Annotated in this window: 16 protein-coding genes; 6 read left to right on the top strand and 10 right to left on the bottom strand. The window is 70.9% G+C overall.

What is annotated here, in order from left to right:
* Positions 1-6: 6 nt before the first annotated feature.
* Positions 7-477 (bottom strand): hypothetical protein, encoded by a 471-nt coding sequence (locus tag AB0I59_RS12505; protein ID WP_358132376.1) that lies wholly within the window; start codon positions 475-477, stop codon positions 7-9.
* Between the two features lie 273 nt (positions 478-750).
* Here AB0I59_RS12505 and AB0I59_RS12510 point away from each other — a divergent pair, with 273 nt between their 5' ends.
* Together AB0I59_RS12510 and AB0I59_RS12515 are read left to right on the top strand one after the other, a co-directional pair.
* Positions 751-2,085, top strand: a complete 1,335-nt coding sequence (locus tag AB0I59_RS12510; protein ID WP_061257762.1) for an FAD-dependent oxidoreductase — start codon at positions 751-753, stop codon at positions 2,083-2,085.
* Positions 2,086-2,116: 31 nt separating this feature from the next.
* Positions 2,117-3,298 (top strand): DUF6986 family protein, encoded by a 1,182-nt coding sequence (locus AB0I59_RS12515; RefSeq protein WP_061257668.1) that lies wholly within the window; start codon positions 2,117-2,119, stop codon positions 3,296-3,298.
* Between the two features lie 148 nt (positions 3,299-3,446).
* Here AB0I59_RS12515 and AB0I59_RS12520 read toward each other — a convergent pair whose 3' ends face one another.
* From AB0I59_RS12520 to AB0I59_RS12530, 3 genes are all read right to left on the bottom strand, one after another.
* Complete coding sequence (locus AB0I59_RS12520; protein WP_061257669.1) at positions 3,447-4,127, bottom strand: copper homeostasis protein CutC; 681 nt, start codon at positions 4,125-4,127, stop codon at positions 3,447-3,449.
* A 62-nt stretch (positions 4,128-4,189) separates the two neighbouring features.
* Positions 4,190-4,744 (bottom strand): GNAT family N-acetyltransferase, encoded by a 555-nt coding sequence (locus AB0I59_RS12525; protein ID WP_082777094.1) that lies wholly within the window; start codon positions 4,742-4,744, stop codon positions 4,190-4,192.
* A gap of 247 nt (positions 4,745-4,991) precedes the next feature.
* Positions 4,992-5,744 carry a GntR family transcriptional regulator gene (locus AB0I59_RS12530; RefSeq protein WP_061257670.1) on the bottom strand — a complete coding sequence of 251 codons (753 nt, stop codon included), beginning with the start codon at positions 5,742-5,744 and terminating at the stop codon, positions 4,992-4,994.
* A gap of 960 nt (positions 5,745-6,704) precedes the next feature.
* On the opposite strand from AB0I59_RS12530, the gene AB0I59_RS12535 reads away from it, so the two are divergent.
* Together AB0I59_RS12535 and AB0I59_RS12540 are read left to right on the top strand one after the other, a co-directional pair.
* Positions 6,705-7,355: a flavin reductase family protein gene (locus AB0I59_RS12535; protein WP_082777095.1), complete on the top strand. Its 651-nt coding sequence runs from the start codon at positions 6,705-6,707 to the stop codon at positions 7,353-7,355.
* Positions 7,352-8,506, top strand: coding sequence for an acyl-CoA dehydrogenase family protein (locus AB0I59_RS12540; protein ID WP_061257671.1), 1,155 nt, complete (start codon positions 7,352-7,354; stop codon positions 8,504-8,506). Before AB0I59_RS12535 ends, AB0I59_RS12540 begins: the two co-directional genes overlap by 4 nt.
* On the opposite strand, the gene AB0I59_RS12545 is transcribed toward AB0I59_RS12540, so the two are convergent.
* The 4 genes from AB0I59_RS12545 to AB0I59_RS12560 all read right to left on the bottom strand — a co-directional run bounded on the left by AB0I59_RS12545 (position 8,503) and on the right by AB0I59_RS12560 (position 13,337).
* Positions 8,503-9,324: an ATP-grasp domain-containing protein gene (locus AB0I59_RS12545; RefSeq protein ID WP_061257672.1), complete on the bottom strand. Its 822-nt coding sequence runs from the start codon at positions 9,322-9,324 to the stop codon at positions 8,503-8,505. The two genes, AB0I59_RS12540 and AB0I59_RS12545, sit on opposite strands and share 4 nt — an antisense overlap.
* 76 nt (positions 9,325-9,400) lie before the next feature.
* Positions 9,401-10,297 carry an SDR family oxidoreductase gene (locus AB0I59_RS12550; RefSeq protein ID WP_061257673.1) on the bottom strand — a complete coding sequence of 299 codons (897 nt, stop codon included), beginning with the start codon at positions 10,295-10,297 and terminating at the stop codon, positions 9,401-9,403.
* A 113-nt stretch (positions 10,298-10,410) separates the two neighbouring features.
* Positions 10,411-11,928 carry a glycoside hydrolase family 3 protein gene (locus tag AB0I59_RS12555; protein WP_358132380.1) on the bottom strand — a complete coding sequence of 506 codons (1,518 nt, stop codon included), beginning with the start codon at positions 11,926-11,928 and terminating at the stop codon, positions 10,411-10,413.
* Between the two features lie 32 nt (positions 11,929-11,960).
* Positions 11,961-13,337 (bottom strand): alkaline phosphatase D family protein, encoded by a 1,377-nt coding sequence (locus AB0I59_RS12560; protein WP_358132382.1) that lies wholly within the window; start codon positions 13,335-13,337, stop codon positions 11,961-11,963.
* Positions 13,338-13,504: 167 nt separating this feature from the next.
* Here AB0I59_RS12560 and AB0I59_RS12565 point away from each other — a divergent pair, with 167 nt between their 5' ends.
* Positions 13,505-14,194: a TetR/AcrR family transcriptional regulator gene (locus tag AB0I59_RS12565; RefSeq protein WP_061257676.1), complete on the top strand. Its 690-nt coding sequence runs from the start codon at positions 13,505-13,507 to the stop codon at positions 14,192-14,194.
* Positions 14,191-14,871, top strand: a complete 681-nt coding sequence (locus AB0I59_RS12570; RefSeq protein ID WP_061257677.1) for a DNA alkylation repair protein — start codon at positions 14,191-14,193, stop codon at positions 14,869-14,871. The genes AB0I59_RS12565 and AB0I59_RS12570 overlap by 4 nt, the downstream gene beginning before the upstream one ends.
* A 227-nt stretch (positions 14,872-15,098) precedes the next feature.
* Here AB0I59_RS12570 and AB0I59_RS12575 read toward each other — a convergent pair whose 3' ends face one another.
* Both AB0I59_RS12575 and AB0I59_RS12580 read right to left on the bottom strand, forming a co-directional pair.
* A complete protein-coding gene (locus AB0I59_RS12575) occupies positions 15,099-15,722 on the bottom strand; it encodes a DUF2628 domain-containing protein (protein ID WP_358132385.1) in 624 nt (207 codons plus the stop codon).
* 327 nt (positions 15,723-16,049) lie between these two features.
* Positions 16,050-16,547, bottom strand: coding sequence for a hypothetical protein (locus tag AB0I59_RS12580; RefSeq protein WP_358132387.1), 498 nt, complete (start codon positions 16,545-16,547; stop codon positions 16,050-16,052).
* Positions 16,548-16,701 lie beyond the last annotated feature (154 nt).

A 16,701-nucleotide genomic window follows, 5' to 3' on the forward strand; every position in this document is an offset into this window, starting at 1 on the left:
CGGGCGTCAGCCGCCGAGCAGTTCCTCCCAGTGCCGCCGGGAGCCGCTCCGGCCCCCCGGCTCCCCGCCGCCCTCGATCGAGGCGGACATCCGCCACAGGCCGGGAGTCGTGCGCAGGCGCTCCAGCCCGAGGGGGTCGACCGCGCGCAGCAGGAAGCCGACGCCCATGACGTCGAGGTTCGCCGTCGTGGGCGTGACCAGGCCGGACGGACCGGCCAGGCTGCCCTCGACCCCCGGCTCGCGGACCCGCTCGATGACCAGGTCCGCCACCTCCGAGGCGTAGGGGCCGTCGCCCCACTCCACGTGCCAGCTCTCGTCCGCCGCCCGCCACCACATGAGATCGCGGCAGGCGTCGCGCACCTCCGCCTCGCTGGACAGCGCCGCCATCACACGGCCGAGCGCCTCGTAGCGCCGGGCGTTCGGCACCGGCTCGACCTCCGCATGCCCTTCGGGCTGCCTCCTACGGAATCCCCTCATGTCTGGGAGCGTGCCATCCGGCTGCTGGTGCGTCCCCGGGTTTCTCCGCCTTTTGCCCACGAGGATCAACTTTGATCGTCACGGCAACCCCGCGCAACCCCTCATTCGCGACATTCCACCTGTACGACCGGCGCCACGCCGTACATCGGGGGTGGCCGGAACGGGATCCGGCGAGGCCCGGGAAAAGAGATCACCGAGCGGTGGCGCGGCCGACCTGGCCCGATGGGGCCCTCGTGGTAAAGAATCACGTAAAGGACGCCTGCTTTGGAGGCGATGGTGACGTTGCGCGTGGCGATCGTGGGATCAGGCCCGGCCGGGATCTACACCGCCGAGGCCCTGACCAAGCAGTCAGGCGAGCCGATCGAGATCGACGTACTCGAACGGCTGCCCACCCCCTACGGGCTCGTCCGGTACGGCGTGGCCCCCGACCACACATCGATCAAGTCGATCGCGGGCTACCTGCGGCGGGTGCTCGAATCCCCCGGGGTGCGTTTCCTCGGCGGCGTCGAGCTCGGCGCGGACGTCTCCGTCGACGACCTGCTGGCCTGCTATGACGCGATCGTCTACTGCACCGGCGCGATGGTCGACCGGCACCTCGGCATCCCGGGCGAGGACCTGCCGGGCAGCGTCGCGGCGACCGACTTCGTCAACTGGTACTGCGGCCACCCGGACGTCCCCGCCGACACGTTCACGCTGGACGCCGAGGATGTGGCGGTGATCGGCGTCGGCAACGTCGCGGTCGACGTGGTGCGCATCCTCGCCAAGACCGCCGACGAACTTCGCGGCACGGACGTACCGGAGGAGGTGCTCGACCGGCTCGCCGCCTCACGGGTCAAGCGGATCCACATGATCGGGCGCCGGGGCGCGGAGCACGCCAAGTTCACCCTCAAGGAGCTGCGCGAGCTCGGCGAGGTACCGAACGCCGACGTCCTGACCTACCCCGACGAGGTCGAGGTGGGTGACCTCGACGCTCTCTCCCGCCAGATCAGGGGCAATGTCGACGTACTGCGCTCGTGGTCGGAGCGGGTCCCCGCGAACCGGCCGCGCAGGCTGGACGTGCGCTTCTGGCTGCGCCCGGTGGAGATCCTGGGCACGGCGCACGTCGAGGGCCTCCGCCTCGAACGGACCCACCTTGTGGAGGGGCGGGTCACGGGCACCGGCGAGTACGAGACCATCCCGGCGGGCATGGTGCTCCGTTCGGTGGGCTACCGGAGCGTGGCACTTCCCGGCGTGCCGTTCGACGGCGCGACCAGCACCGTGCCCAACGTCGCGGGCAAGGTGACGGGAACCGACCGCCAGTACGTCGCCGGATGGCTCAAGCGCGGCCCGACCGGCGTGATCGGCACCAACAAGTCCGACGCCGCCGAGACCGTCCGCACGCTGCTCGCGGAGGTCACTCCCGGGACGGCGGGCACCAAGCTGGACGACGTCCTGAGCGCGCGGAGCCTCACCCCGGTGACGTACGAGGACTGGCTCGCGATCGAGGCGGCGGAGACCGACCTCGCCAGGACCCTGGGCAGGGGCGAACGCGTCAAGATCGTCGGACGTCCCGCCATGCTCACCGCCTGCGGTCGTGTCCCGCGGGACACGGCGGGCGCCTCGTCCTGACCCCTCCGGACGATTTTGCGAGGATCAGAGTATGAAGACGACCCTGCCCGCACCGTCCGAGGTCATCGGAGCGTTCGAGGAGACCTACCGCGAGCAGTCGGAACGATTCACCGGGGACGAGCCCGCCTGGCAGCCGGTGCACACGGTGTACGTCCCCGCCGACCAGGTCTCCGCGGACACCGTCGACGCCTGGGGACGCACGGCGACCGAGCTCCTCCACGAGCATCTCTTCTCCCCCGGCGAGCTGCCGCCGCTGTGCGGGCTCGATCCCGACCTGGCGGCGCCCGTACACGAGCGGGTCCGCAGAAAGCTGCGGATCGAGCCGGTCGAGGACCTCCGGATCGACTTCGAGGACGGGTACGGCCGGCGCCCGGACGCCGAGGAGGACCGGCACGTCGAGAGCGCCGCGGCGGCCGTGGCCGCGATGGCGCGGGCGGGCACGCTGCCGCGCCGCTGGGGGCTGCGGGTGAAGTCGTTCGCCGACGGCGACCCCGTACGGAGCGTCAGGACGCTCGACGGGTTCCTCACCGAGGTGGTCGCTCAGGTGGGGAGTCTGCCCGCGGGTTTCACCGTGACGTTCCCCAAGGTGCTCATGGAGGCCTATCTCGGGCAGTTCGCGGCCTGCCTGGAGACTCTGGAGGGCGCGCTGGGCCTGCCGGAGCGCACCCTGCGGTTCGAGATCCAGGTCGAGGCGCCGCAGACCGTGGCCTTCCTGCTGCGCTCCCCCGACCTGGTGCGGTCGCTCAAGGGGCGCCTGGCCGCGGCGCACTTCGGGGTGTTCGACTACACGGCTTCCTGCGGGTTGCCGCCGCACGAGCAACGACTGGACCACCCGGTGTGCGATCACGCCAGGGAGGTCATGCGCGTCGCGTTCGCCGGGACCGGCGTGGAGCTGTCCGACGGCTCGCTGGCCGCCCACCCCGCCTCCGACCGGACCGAGGACGTGCGCGCGCTGTGGGCCCGGCACGCCGCGCTGGTGGCCCACTCCCTGTCGAACGGCTTCTACCAGGGCTGGGACATGCATCCCTCACATCTGGTCAGCCGTTACGCGGCGGTGTACGCGTTCCATCTGGCCAACTACGAGGAGTACTGCGCCCGGGTCGAGGCGTGGGAGCAGCGACGGGACGCGGGCGGCGGCGTGATGGACGAGCCCGCCACGATCAGGAGCCTGATGGCCGCCCTGCGCCGGGCCGACCACGCCCTGTCTCTCTGACCCGCCTCCGGCGAGACGGGCTCGGGGCGCCCTTGAGGCGATGACCTTCCGGCGTCACTCGGGACTCGTCCCTCGCCCGCTCGCTCCTACTCAGGTCACCGCCGCGCCCTTCGCGCCTCTCTGACCCGCCTCCGAAGGGCGGGGTCGATCAGGCGCGATCGAGGAGGTGGCGCCAGGCGCGGACCCGGGTCCGATCCACGGGGTCGATCCAGGATTCGCGTACGGCGCTGCCGACGTGGAAGGCGCGCACGCCGCGGTCTTTCAGCACGGGGACGTGCTCCTGCTTCAGCCCGCCTCCCGCCATGATGATCTCGCCGTCTCCGGCGTCGGTGCGTTCGCGCAGCACCGGCAGGCCGTCGCCGACCCCCTTCGGGGAGCCGGACGTGAGAATGGTGGCCAGGTTCGGCAGCAGCCGTACGGCACGCCAGGCGGCCCGGACGTCGGCGGCGTGGTCGACGGCCCGGTGAAAGGTCCACGGCAACGGGGCGACCGCGTGGATGAGCGCCTCGGTCGCCTCCATGTCGACCGCGCCCTCGGCGGTCAGGAAGCCGAACACGAAGCCGCCCGCCCCCGCCCTGGCCAGTTCCTTGGCATCGTCGCGGAGCCGGTCGAGCTCCTCGGGGGTGGCCGTGAAGCCCGCGTTGCACCGCAACATCACCATCTGGGGCAGCGCGCACGCGCTGGAGATCGCGGCCACCACGTCCGCCGAGGGGGTGAGCCCACCGGAGGCCATGTCGGACACGATCTCCAGGCGGTCGGCTCCTCCCTCCTCGGCGGCGACGGCGTCACGCACATCCAGCGCGATCACTTCCAGCAGTGGTGCGGTCATGTACCGAACAGTAGCCGGTCCGTTTGCCACGCTGTACGGCATGCGCCCTGTTCAGCATGCGATCAGTACCTTGTGCGGGCGGATGTCACGGTGGCGCCCGCCTGCCGTTCGAAGAGCGCCCCCGACGCCCTGTGGGCCAGGTCGACGGTCCTGACGTGCCGGAATCCCAGCTCGGCGTAGTAGCGCTGGAGCCGGAGGTTGTCCTTCGAGCAGTCCAGCCGGAGCCAGCGCCTGCCCTCGGCGGCCGCGCGCAGCCCGGCCCAGTCGAGGAGCGCCTCGCCCAGCCCCTTTCCGGCGTACGCCCGGCTTACCGCCAGCTTGTGGACGTAGCGCGCGCTGTCGGGACGATCTGCCCGTCCCCAGAACTCGGGGTCGGCGTGGCCGTCGAGCGCGACCGTCGCGGCGGTGCCCGCCCCGTCGTCGAGGACGTACATGACGCCCGCGTCGATGAGCGGCTCGATGCGGGAGGCGGGGAAGCCCTGCGCCGGCCACTGCCGTACCCCCTGGGAGTCGAGCCACTTCGCGGCGTCGGCGAGCAGGGCGAGCACGGACGGGAGGTCGCCGTGGGCGGCCCGGCGGAGGGTGAACTTCGCGGGCAGCATGATGTGGGACGGCATGGTCGATTCCTTTCAGTGGTGCGATGAACACGGAAAGTCACCGATGGAGGGTGTACGCCTCCGCGCGGCCTCGACAGGCGTCTAGCGGGAACGGCCTTCCAGCGGCGTTCGCCCGCCGGATGGCGGCCTTCTCCAGCGCATGGAGGAGGCAGGCCTGGACTCGTGCGACGGCGAGCGGGCCCCGCGGTCGCCCACGGGGAGGAACGAGGGGGAACGCCCCGTCAGTCGACGGGGGATCCGTGGCGCGTCAACGGGCTTCCAGCTCGTACCTGATGAGGTGCTTGTCGGCGGGAAGCACCGACACCGCGACGCGGACGGGAACGTCCTCCGGGTCGTATCCGACCCGGACGTAGACGACGACGGGCGTGCCCGGCTCCAGTTGGAGGCGCGCGGACTCGTCGGGAGTCGGCATCCGGGCGGAGATGTCGTCGATGACGCGGACCTGGGGGTGCCCGAGTTCTTCGAGCACCCGGTTCGCGCCCCTTCTGATGTCGCCGGGCCGGGCGATCTCAGACTCGGCGACGAAGGCGTACGGGAAGTATGAGTCGTTCGTGTTGTACGGCTGGCCGTCCACGTAGCGGAGCCGGCGCCTGACGACGGCGAGGGCTCGGCCGGCGAGGGCGAGCCGGGTCGCCACGTCCTCCGGAGGCTGGACGATGGCGACCTCGATGTCCTGGCCCGCCTCGCGCCCCTCGGAGGTGACGGCGTGCACGAAGGCGTCGATGCGGGGCTCGCCCGCGCGGAGGGACGACAGTTCGTCCTGCGGGCGGATGAGGAGCGGGCGGCGCTCGCGTACGAACGTTCCACGACGGCGCATCCTGAGGATGAGGCCCTCGTTCTCAAGCTCTCCCAGTGCCAGCCGCACGGTGTTGCGGCTGACCGCGTGGGCCTCCATGAGCTCGGCCTCGGTGGGGATCTGGTCTCCTGGCCCGAGCGCTCCCACGTAGATGGCCTTCCGCAACTCGGCGGCCACCTGCTGGTAGAGCGACGATCGTGCCATTTTCCCTCAATCTACCCTTTTGTGCCAACAAATTTAGACGATCTCTGTCTTGCTGCAAACAACCACTTGACCTGAGGGCGCGGACCGCGCATTATCCAAACGTTGGTACAAATACATCCAATGGGAGCGGGGGCGCCGCAAGCGGTCCCTCACACCTACCAGAGCAGCGGAAGCGGGATGTCGGTGCCGTCGGTATCTACCGAACTGACCGTCTGGTGCGAGAACGGGGTCTTCGCCTGGAATGAGGGCGATGTCGTCGTGACGCATCCGGCGGACGATCCGGCCGGCGCCGCACTGCTGATCAGGCGTTACCAGACAGGACCGGCCGGTCCCGGCGAGGACGACCGGCCGCCACGGACTCCGCGCGATCAAAGACGGCCACGACCCCAACCCTCGCCGGGGTCGTGACCGTCTCGCCCGGAGCGTGACGTGTCCTGGCGGGCCCCCCACGCCCGCCAGGACGCGTCACGTCATCTCCAGGCCCCTGGAGCGGTCCTCTCACACACACACTCCCGCCCGCGCACTCCCACGCGGACGCCTCTCTTCCTCGTGAAGGGCGGTTCCCCTTCCGTCTTCCTCGTGCGGGCCGGTCCGCCTTCCTCGCCTTCCTCGCCTTCGTCGCACCGGGAGACACCCACGCCGCCTCTCTCGCGGCCGTTCCCGTGCCGCCCCTCCCGCGATCTTCCGCGCCTTCCCTTTCGCGCTCCCACTCAGCGGGATTCCTCCAGCGCACGGCAGGCCGCTCGACCCACGCTTTCAGCGAGGAGCGGCGGGAGCTGCGCGCGGCGTTCTCCCTGGTCACGTGCACACACCTGCTGCCACAGACCACCACATAGAGGTCACCGGGAATGACAAAGCCCGTATCCGGCTTGACACTCAGCAGGGGTCGCCATTGCGCCCTACCAAGCGCTTGCTAAGGTGTGCGCAGGACACGGACGGGACTGAGGAGGAAGCGCCAGGATGAGCACCGACGCGGCCCGCCTGATCGCGCCGGACACCGTACGTCCCGCGTCGCACGGCCCCGCCCCCCGCCATCCCGCGAGCGAGCCCGCCCTGCCGTCGGCCGACGGACGCCCCGGCCACCGGAGCGGCCGTCCCGGCCGAAGCGGGCAGCGCGCCTCCCTCTCCGATCCCTCCGACGGAAAGCACTTCAGGAACGTGCTCGGCCGGTTCGCCACCGGAGTCGTCGCCGTCACCGCGATCGACGCCGAGACCGGCCGGCCGTACGGCCTCGTGGCCAACTCCTTCACCTCGGTCAGCCTGGATCCGCCGCTCGTGGCGTTCTGCGTGGCCCACACCAGCACGAGCTGGCCCCGGGTCAAGGCGGCGGGACCGCTGTGCGTCACCGTACTCGCCGACACGCAACGGCAGGTGTGCGACCAGCTCGCGGCCAGGGGCGGCGACAAGTTCGCCGGCCTGTCCTGGAGCCTCTCGCCCGCGGGCGGCCCCGTCTTCGACGGGGCGCTCGCATGGCTCGACTGCACGATCGAGGCGGAGCATCCGGCTGGAGACCACGTCATCGTGGTGGCCCGTGTCCATGGGCTCGACAAGCACGAGGACGGCAATCCGCTCGTCTTCTTCCGCGGAGATTACGGACGGTTCCACGCATGACGCTGGAGAGCTTCAGAGAAGAGGTCAGGGACTGGCTGGAGGCCAACCTGACCGGCGAGTTCGCCGACGCCCGCGGCCTGGGCGGCCCCGGGCGCGAGCATGAGGGCCACGACCTGCGGGTCGCCTGGGAGCGCCACCTCGGCGCCGCGGGCTGGACCTGCCTCGGCTGGCCGGGCAAGTACGGCGGCCGCGACGCGACGCTGGACGAGCAGGTCGTGTTCTACGAGGAGTACGCCCGGGCGAACGCACCGGCGCGGGTCGGCCACATCGGCGAGGGCCTGATCGGCCCGACCATCCTCGACTTCGGCACGCCGGAGCAGAAGGACCGCTTCCTCCCACCCATCCAGCGGGGCGAGGAGCTGTGGTGTCAGGGCTACTCGGAACCGGACGCCGGTTCCGACCTCGCGAACGTGCAGACCAAGGCCGTGCTCGAAGGCGATGAGTGGGTCATCACCGGGCAGAAGGTCTGGACCTCACTCGCCCACGTCGCCGACTGGTGCTTCGTGGTGTGCCGTACCGAAGCGGGCTCCCAGCGGCACGCCGGCCTGTCGTACCTGCTCGTCCCGATGGACCAGCCGGGAATCGAGATCAGGCCCATCACGCAGATGACCGGCACCGGAGAGTTCAACGAGGTCTTCTTCGACGGCGCCCGTACGGCCGCCGCGAACATCCTGGGCGAGCCCGGCGACGGCTGGCGGGTCGCGATGGCCACGCTCGGCTACGAGCGCGGCGCGTCCACGCTGGGGCAGCAGATCGGCTTCCGGCGCGAGCTGGCCGCGGTGATCGAGGCGGCCCGCGGGTCCGGCGCGATCGACGACCCCGTGCTGCGGGACCGGCTGACCCAGTCCTGGCTGGAGCTGGAGATCATGCGCCTCAACGCCCTGCGCACGATGACCTCGCTGAGCGCGGGCGAGCCGGGCCCCGAGGTGTCGATCGGCAAGCTCTACTGGTCCGAGTGGCACCGCAGGCTGGGCGAGCTGGCGCAGGCCGTCCAGGGACGGGCGGGTCTGGTCGCCGACGGCGAGCCGTACGACCTGAACGACCTGCAGCGGCTGTACCTCTTCAGCCGGGCCGACACGATCTATGCCGGTTCGAGCGAGATCCAGCGCAACATCATCGCCGAGCGCACCCTCGGCCTGCCCCGGAGTTAACCCCGGAGCATCGAGACCAGGGCGTTCGCGAAGAGGTCGGGGGCGTCCAGCTCGTAGCGGAGGAACAGGTACGGCTCGGTGAGCTCAAGCTCGATCAGCACGGGCTCACCGTCCGGCATCCTGACGAGGTCGACCCGCGCGTAGAGCAGTTCCTCGGACACCTTGCTGAGCACGAGCTCGGCGACCTCGAACTGGTCGGTGTCCGGGTCGCGCAGGGTCGCCCTGTTGTTCAGGTCGAGCTCCTGGCCGCCCCCCGCCAGCATCGGATGCCGCCGTACGGCATGGCTGAACTGGCCGCCGAAGTAGAGCAGGGACAACTCGCCCTCGTGCTCGACGGTGTCGAGGTACGGCTGCACCATGACGGTCCGCCCCTGGCGGACGAGTTCGGCGGCGTGCGCCTCCGCGACGGCCCGGTCGGCGGTCCTGATGGTGTCGCGCGCGCCCGCCGAGATCGCGGGCTTGACCACGTACTCGTCCCACTCGGGAATGCCCTCATCGCTCCAGTGCGTGGGGACGGTCGGCACGCCGAGGTCGCGCAGGTAGGTCTTGTCGGTGTTCCACTCCAGCACGGTCGCCGGGTTCAGCAGCCGGGTCCGCTCCCCGGTCCGGTGGGCCCAGGCGACGAACTCGTCCCGGCGGTCGATGTAGTCCCACGTGGACCGGACCACCGCGGCGTCGAACGACGACCAGTCGACGTCCTGATCGTCCCATCGCACCGGTGTGCCCTCGACGCCCGCTCCCAGCCAGGCCGCGAGCGCGGTCTCCCGCTCGTCGTCGTGGCCCAGCGGATCGGCGAAGGTGACGTAGGCGACCTTCATCGCACTCCCATCATGTCGTGTCAGTACCTAAAAATCGTACGGACATGTCGACGAAGAGGCGGCACGCGGGTGGACCTCAAGCGGAGCCGTACACGGGAACGGGGACGGGCGCGTGGGCGAGGAGCCCGGCGACGGCGGCGCCCACGTCGGCGCGGTCCCATTCGCCACGGCCGGCCCGTGGACCGTGCCGCCACCCGGTCGCCAGGGAGATCGCCCCGCCTCCCACCTCGAAGACGCGGCCGGTGACATGCCGCGCCCCGGCAGAACCGAGCCAGACGGCGAGGGACGCGGCATCGGCCGGATCCACGGCGTCGGGGTCCCCTCTGTCTGACGCGCCTCCGTCCGCCGTCCCGTCCGCCCCGGCCGCCGCGTTCGGCGCGATCGCGTTGACGGTGACGCCGTACGCGTCCAGCTCCGCGGCGGCGACCTGGGTGAGCGCGGCGATCCCGGCCGTCGCGGCCGCGTAGTTGCCCTGTCCCGCGCGGCCGTACAGTCCGGCGCCCGACGACGTGTTGATCACCCGGGCGTCCACGGGGTGCCCCGCCGCCGCGCGCTCCCGCCAGTAGGAGGCGGCGTGCCGAAGCGGCAGGAAGTGCCCCTTGAGGTGGACGCGGATCACGTCGTCCCAGTCGCGCTCGGTCATCGACACCAGCGCGCGGTCGCGGGTGAACCCGATGGTGCCGGCCAGGACGTCCAGCCCGCCGAAAGCGCTCAGCGCGGTCTTGACGAGCCGTGCCGCTCCGTCCCAGTCCGCGACGTCGTCGCCGTTGGCGACCGCCTGGCCACCCGCGGAGCGGATCTCGTCCACCACGTCGCGGGCCGGGCATCCGGAGCTGCCGGAGCCGTGTGGTCCGGCGCCGAGATCGTTGACGACGACCTTCGCCCCCTGCCGCGCGAACTCCAGGGCTTGCGCGCGCCCGATGCCGCGTCCCGCCCCGGTCACCACGACGACCCGACCCTCGCAGATGCCCATTCATCGACCCTTTCCACCGTGATCTCCGACAGTTTTCTCGGAGTCCACATGATCTGTCCAGGGTCCGAAGGCCCCTGTTGAGAACGGGCGTGACGCGCGGAAAGGGTGGGCGGTCAGGCGCGCCCGGTGAGCACCTCGGCGGCGGCCTGCCCGCAGACGCGCGCGGCCCCGTGAGTAGCGATGTGGACCGCCCCCAGGTCGGTACGGCCCGGCAGGCCCATCTCCACCACCACACCGTCCGGACGGGCGGAGAGCAGGTGGGACACCGTGTCCATCTGCCACGGGTGGCGGTGGGCGTCCCGTACGACGACGACCAGGGGCCGACCGGCCGCCCCGCCGAGCGCCGCCGAGGGCACGCCGTCCGCCACGTCCGTCTCACGCAGGCGGGTGACGGTGGTCCCCGGAAGCATCCGGGTGAGCGGCTCGGCCGTTCCCCACGGCATGTGCTTGTCGATGGCGAGGTTGGTCTCCGGGGCGAGCTCGACCACGTGCGGCGCCTCCACCAGCGGCAGCAAGCCTGGCGCCCCCGCGCGCCGAGTGACCCGGATCGCGCGGCGGGCCGCCACGAGACCGATGTCCGCCGGAGTCCCGGGACCGCTCCCGTTGGTCCCGAAACTCCCCGCCTGCCCGCCCGCCCGCTCTGCGGCCTGCCATGCCGCCAGGTCGCGGACCCTCCTGGCCGCCTCCGCGAGCCGTTCCTCGGGCAGCCGCCCCTCGACGACCGCGGCGACGATGGCGCGGCGGATGTGCTCGGCCGTCTCCTCGTCGCAGTTCTCCCCGCCGACGCACACGGCGTCCGCGCCCGCGGCGATGGCCATGGCACTCGCGCCTCCCAGGCCGTGCACCCCGGCCACGGCGGCCATCTCGATCCCGTCGGTGACGATCAGGCCGTCGAAGCCGAGCTCGTTCCTGAGCAGCCCGGTCAGGATCCGCGGGCTGAGCGTCGCGGGCAGGCCGTCGTCGTACGCGGTGACCAGCAGGTGGCCGGTCATGATCGAGCGCACGCCCTCCTGGATCGCGGCGCGGAACGGCCACAGCTCCACTTCGGCGAGTTCCTCACGGGAGACCGTGACCCGGGGGACGCCGTGGTGGGAGTCCACCGCGGTGTCCCCGTGCCCGGGGAAGTGCTTGGCGCAGGCCGCGACGCCGACGGACTGGAGGCCGCGGATCCAGGCGGCGGTGTGCCGGGCGACCAGGTCGGGGTCCGCGCCGAACGCCCGCAGCCCGATGACCGGGTTGTCCGGGTTGGAGTTGACGTCCGCCGCGGGCGCGAAGTCCAGGTTGATCCCCGCGGCGGCCAGGTCGCGCCCCACGTCGCGGGCGACCTGCTCGGTCAGCTCCACGTCGTCCACCACGCCCAGCGCGTAGTTGCCCGGCCGGGAGCTGCCCGTGCTGGCCTCCAGCCGGGTGACCTCGCCGGCCTCCTCGTCGATCCCGACCAGGACCCGCGGGTTCTCGGCGCGAAGCGCGGCGGTCAGGTCGGCGAGCTGCCCCGGGCTCTGGACGTTGCGTGAGAACAGCACGACTCCGGCCAGGCCCTCGGCGAGCCGCCCGCGCAGCCAGTCCGGGGGCGCCGTCCCGGGGAAGCCGGGCAGGATGACAGTGTCGGCGAGGCGCACCAGTTCACGCATGCCCGCAATCTAATAGGAAAGTTTCCTATTCGCTAGCCTGCCTCACCTCCTATTTGGCGGAGTTCGTTGTTCTCGACCGCGAAAGCGGCGACCGTGGAGGCGGGCGCCCCCGGCCGGTCCACGTACTCCACCGCCCGGTAGTCGGCCCGGAAGCCGTCCATGTCGGCCGTACAGGACACGTAGCCGCGGCGGCCGTCGAAGAACCGGAGGAGCGGGTTGAGTTCGAGGACGGCGCGGCCGTCGGTCTCCGGCGGCATGCTCGTCACCGAGGTGCCGGCGAACTCGACCCCCAGCGCCGTCGATCCCGGATCGGCCCAGTCGGCCCGCAGGTCGCCCGCCCAGCCGCCCCGCTCGTCGCCGCTCAGCACGACGAGTCCGTCTGGCGCCTCGGCCAGCACGCGGGCGCGGCTCTCCGGATGGGCGTCCCACGCGCCGGCACCCGCCGTCGGCTCCGGGAGGACCCGGCGGCCGAAGAACACCGCCTGGCCCAGGACCTTCCAGCGCGCGGTCGCGCTCCGCAGCCGCCCGATCAGCCACTCCTCCTGCGCCGCTCCGAGCATGTCGCCGCCGTCGCGGTACTGGCGCGTGTCGGCCAGCACGAAGTCCACGACCCGGCCGTACGGCCTCCAGCGGTAGACCTGCAGGGCCGCCCCGGTCGGCCGGGCCCGCAGCGGCATGTGCTCGTAGTACGCCTTGAACGCGGCCGTCCTCCGCTTGAGGAAGGCCGCCGGGCTGGTGCCGTTCCCGGGCAGCGCGCCCGCGTAGCCGTCGCGCACCTCGTGGTCGTCGGGTACGGGCAGCCACGGCGCGGCGGCGTGCGCGGCCTGCAGATCGGGATCCATCCGGTAACACGCGTACCGGTCCCGGTAGGCCCCGAGCGTCGCGCACTCCGCCTCCGACTCCAGCGGGCGCACGTACCGGCCCGGTCCGGGATTCTTCGGCTTGCCGTACTCGTATATGTAGGAACCGAGGTGCAGGATCACGTCGGGCCGCTCGTCGGCGAGGTGCCGCAGGGCCGTGAAATGCCCGTGCTCGTAGCGTTGGCACGATACAACCCCGAACCGCACGGGTGCGGTGGACGCGGGATCGGGAGCGGTCCTGGTCCGGCCGACCGGGCTTCGGTGCGAGTCCACCGAGAACCGGTAGAAGTAGTCCGTGCCGGGCCGCAGGCCCGAGACTCTGACGTGCACGCTGTGCGCCCAGTCGGGCTGCGCCGCGACCGTGCCGGACTGGATCACGCGGGCGAGTTTCTCGTCCTCCGCGATCTCCCACTGAACTGTCGCCGTCTGGTTCGGCATGCCGCCCGGCCGCGTGGGATGCAGCGGCTCGGGGGCGAGACGGGTCCACAGGATGACCCCGTCGGGAAGCGGCTCCCCCGAGGCCACTCCCAAGGTAAACGGATACCCCAATTTCACCATAGGAAGGATCCTGCACAATAAGTGACGTTCGCGATGCCAGGTTGCGCAAGCCCGGGTTTGTAACAAGCGCTTGGCTTTCGCCGCCAAAGCGCGGTGAGCAGGTGACTCTCACGGGCATTGGGCGAGCAAGCCATTGCTCGGAGCCTCATAATGGTGGTGTGAACCAGCGAAAGAACTCCGGAGGCGCCACCGCTGCCCCGGTGAGACGCCAGGGCACGACCAAGCGGGCCGTCACCTCGGGCTCGGCGTCCGAGCGGCGTGACCATCTCGTCAAGCTCGCGGCGGAGCTCTTCGCACGTAAGGGCTTCCAGGCGACCACCGTCCGCCAGATCGCCGACGAGGCCGGCATCCTCTCAGGAAGCCTCTACCACCACTTCGACTCCAAGGAGACGATCGTCGACGAGGTGCTGCGCACCTTCCTCGAGGATCTCACCGCCCGTTACCGGGCCGTCCTGGAGAGCGGGGGCGACGCGCGCACCGTCCTGTCCGAGATGGTACGGATCGGGTTCGGCACGCTGGAGCCGCACCGGGCGGCCATCACGGTGATGCAGAACGACTGGAACTACCTCCGCTCCATCCCCGGAGACCGCTTCGGCTACCTGGTCAAGGCCGAGGACGAGGTCGAGCGGATGTGGGTCGAGCAGATCAAGCGCGGCCAGGCCGAGGGGCTGTTCCGTGATGACCTCGATCCCAAGCTCACCTACCGGATGATCCGCGACACGATCTGGGTCGCGGTGCGCTGGTTCCGCCCGGGTGGCCGCCTCGACACCACCGGGCTGGCCGAGCACTACATCACGGTGCTGTTCGACGGCGTCTCCACCGGAGACCGCGCCAGCCAGCAGCCATGATGCTCCTCAAGGCCGTACGGCATGCCCTCGCCGAGGCGGCCGACCCGGCCAAGGCGCCGGCCATGCAGGCGTACATGAAGTCCGGCATGCCGTTCCTCGGCGTGCAGGCCGTCCCCCGGCGCAACGCGTTGAAGCGGGTCTTCACCGAGCACCGCCTGGGCTCGGCCCCCGAGTGGCGCAAGGCGGTCCTCACGCTCTGGCGCGAGGCGGAATACCGCGAGGAGCGGTACGCCGCGATCGAACTGTCCTCGCATCGCTACTACCGGTCCTGGCAGACGCTCTACACCATCCCGATGTACGAGGAGATGGTCGTCACCGGCGCCTGGTGGGACCTGGTCGACGACATCGCCGTCCACCGGGTCGGCACGCTGCTGCGGCTCTACCCCGAGACGATGCGCCCGCTGATGCTGGAGTGGGCGCACGACCCCGACCTGTGGAAACGGCGCACCGCGATCCTCTGCCAGAACTCCTTCAAGGAGCGGACCGACCCCGCGCTGCTGTACGCGTGCATCGAGCCGAGCCTGTCGGACATCGACTTCTTCGCGCGCAAGGCCATCGGCTGGGCCCTGCGCGAGTACGCGAAGACCAAACCGGACGAGGTCGTCCGCTACGTCGACCACCACGGCATCTCCGGCCTGAGCCGCCGCGAGGCCCTCCGCAACCTCACTGTTCGTTAGCGCCGGGAGAATCCACCAGGCCGGTCAGGTCCCTGTCGGGGACACGCCACGCCGACCGATCGAGCAGATGATCGTCGAACGTACCGAGGGATTCCGCGGGCAACCGGCCGCCATCGATCGTCGCCGGGCCTGGCGGTGCACGCCGAGCGGCCGCCTTCTCCTGGACCTGCCCGGCGTTCGCCATTGCGTGCCCGCAGCCTGCTTGTCCCCGACCAGGGCGCCGCCGGTCACTGGAACGAGTGGATCACGAAGCCGTACATCGAGTCGACGCTCACCTCGATCCGTGTCCAGCCGAGCGGGTTGGGGCCGAGCTGGAAAGTGGAACGCCGCAGAGAACCGGACTCGTTGAGCACGGAGGAGAGCTTCGTCATCTCCAGATCGCTCAGGGCTTGCCGACCGGCCGGCCCGAGCCTGGCGGCGAGGCCTTCGATGGCTTCGGAGCAGGAGGATGTGCCCTCCCTCTCGGCGAGCGCATCGTCCGCGCCACCGAACATCCGGTTGGCGCAGAAGTCATGCGGATCGTCGGCCATCCTCGCCAGGAAATCCCGGGTCGCTGAAATCTCCTGGGCGGTCAACTCGGCCTCCTCGCGCGATTTCTCGGTCGCGGGCCGCTGCCGGCTGTCCTCGTAGGCCGACTGGAACTCGAAGCCGGTCATGCACAGGTAGCCGAGCATGATCCAGACCGCCACGCCGAACGCGAGAGGGAGCCCACGAAGCCGGCCGCGCCGGTACAGGAGCACCCCGGCCACTGCCATGGCCAGCCAGGCGATCAGCAGAATCCAGCGCAGCTGCCACAGAAAGATGATCACTAGGAAGAACGCCGCGATAGAACCGATGCCGCCGATCCCCACGACCGCGCCGCTGATCGCGGCCCCGCCCCCACCGCCCCCGGACCTGGCTGTGGGGCGCGTTCCCTCCCTGCGCGGCGGATCGACCCCCAGCAGCGGCGAGGAGGACGGCGGCGACGAGACGGGGACGTTGCCGTCTCTGCGGATCGTCCCGCCCGGGTCTCGGACGTACTCCGTCCATCTGCCGTTCTCACTCCAGCGAACCCGGCCCTGCGGGTCCCGCCTGAATCCCGGCCCGTACGACATCAAGGGCTCCCTCTGTTCTCTTGGTCCCCCGACGGTTGACGAGAAAGCGAGGGTCCGTCGCCGTCGGACCCCCGCTGGTACTGACTACGCGCCCTCTGCCCCCCTTGCCCCCGCGCCCTCTGCCCCCGCGACACACGCGACGGTCTTCGTGGCCATGAGGCCGTAGTGCGGCCCCCACGAGACACGGCCCCAGGCCAGTGCGCAGCCACGGCCGATGTCCAATGTGACCGTGCCGGTACGGCCGGAGTACCAGCCCCGCACCACCTTCGACTGGAGCTGTCCGGGGCATCCGCCGTACCCGGAACTCGGGCGGGAACACTGCTTGAGCTGGATCGTCATGTCCTTGGGCTTCCCCCACGTCGAAGCCGAGGAGTTGAGGAACGCGCAGACCTTCCCGCGCCCCGCGTCGTGGAAGACGTGGATGTACGCGGCCGCGCCCTTGAACTCCTTCGCGTACACCGGCACCCGGGCGACGCGGACTCCCGGGCAGGTGGGCAGGGACGAACCCGCCGCCGCCGTCGCGGCCGTGGACGGCCAGAGCAGGGCGGCGAGCAGCGTGGACGCGACGATCAGAACACGCACGGGATCCTCCTTGTGGGGAGCGGGATCCCAACACTGGCTCACGACGCGGGCGCTGAGTAGATTCGTCGCCAGGTGCAATCTTGGGGCGCACATTGCACCGGCATCGACCTGCGGGTCTTCCGGGATTGAACAGTTGCGGAAGGGGATCTCACGC

Source organism: Microtetraspora glauca, from assembly GCF_040656155.1.
GTDB lineage: Bacteria > Actinomycetota > Actinomycetes > Streptosporangiales > Streptosporangiaceae > Microtetraspora > Microtetraspora glauca.

What these genes read in the sequence shown, in the direction of transcription:
- AB0I59_RS12505 (WP_358132376.1), bottom strand. Translation starts at nt 477, where the DNA reads ATGAGGGGATTCCGTAGGAGGCAGCCCGAAGGGCATGCGGAGGTCGAG.
- AB0I59_RS12510 (WP_061257762.1), top strand. Translation starts at nt 751, where the DNA reads ATGGTGACGTTGCGCGTGGCGATCGTGGGATCAGGCCCGGCCGGGATC.
- AB0I59_RS12515 (WP_061257668.1), top strand. Translation starts at nt 2,117, where the DNA reads ATGAAGACGACCCTGCCCGCACCGTCCGAGGTCATCGGAGCGTTCGAG.
- AB0I59_RS12520 (WP_061257669.1), bottom strand. Translation starts at nt 4,127, where the DNA reads ATGACCGCACCACTGCTGGAAGTGATCGCGCTGGATGTGCGTGACGCC.
- AB0I59_RS12525 (WP_082777094.1), bottom strand. Translation starts at nt 4,744, where the DNA reads ATGCCGTCCCACATCATGCTGCCCGCGAAGTTCACCCTCCGCCGGGCC.
- AB0I59_RS12530 (WP_061257670.1), bottom strand. Translation starts at nt 5,744, where the DNA reads ATGGCACGATCGTCGCTCTACCAGCAGGTGGCCGCCGAGTTGCGGAAG.
- AB0I59_RS12535 (WP_082777095.1), top strand. Translation starts at nt 6,705, where the DNA reads ATGAGCACCGACGCGGCCCGCCTGATCGCGCCGGACACCGTACGTCCC.
- AB0I59_RS12540 (WP_061257671.1), top strand. Translation starts at nt 7,352, where the DNA reads ATGACGCTGGAGAGCTTCAGAGAAGAGGTCAGGGACTGGCTGGAGGCC.
- AB0I59_RS12545 (WP_061257672.1), bottom strand. Translation starts at nt 9,324, where the DNA reads ATGAAGGTCGCCTACGTCACCTTCGCCGATCCGCTGGGCCACGACGAC.
- AB0I59_RS12550 (WP_061257673.1), bottom strand. Translation starts at nt 10,297, where the DNA reads ATGGGCATCTGCGAGGGTCGGGTCGTCGTGGTGACCGGGGCGGGACGC.
- AB0I59_RS12555 (WP_358132380.1), bottom strand. Translation starts at nt 11,928, where the DNA reads ATGCGTGAACTGGTGCGCCTCGCCGACACTGTCATCCTGCCCGGCTTC.
- AB0I59_RS12570 (WP_061257677.1), top strand. Translation starts at nt 14,191, where the DNA reads ATGATGCTCCTCAAGGCCGTACGGCATGCCCTCGCCGAGGCGGCCGAC.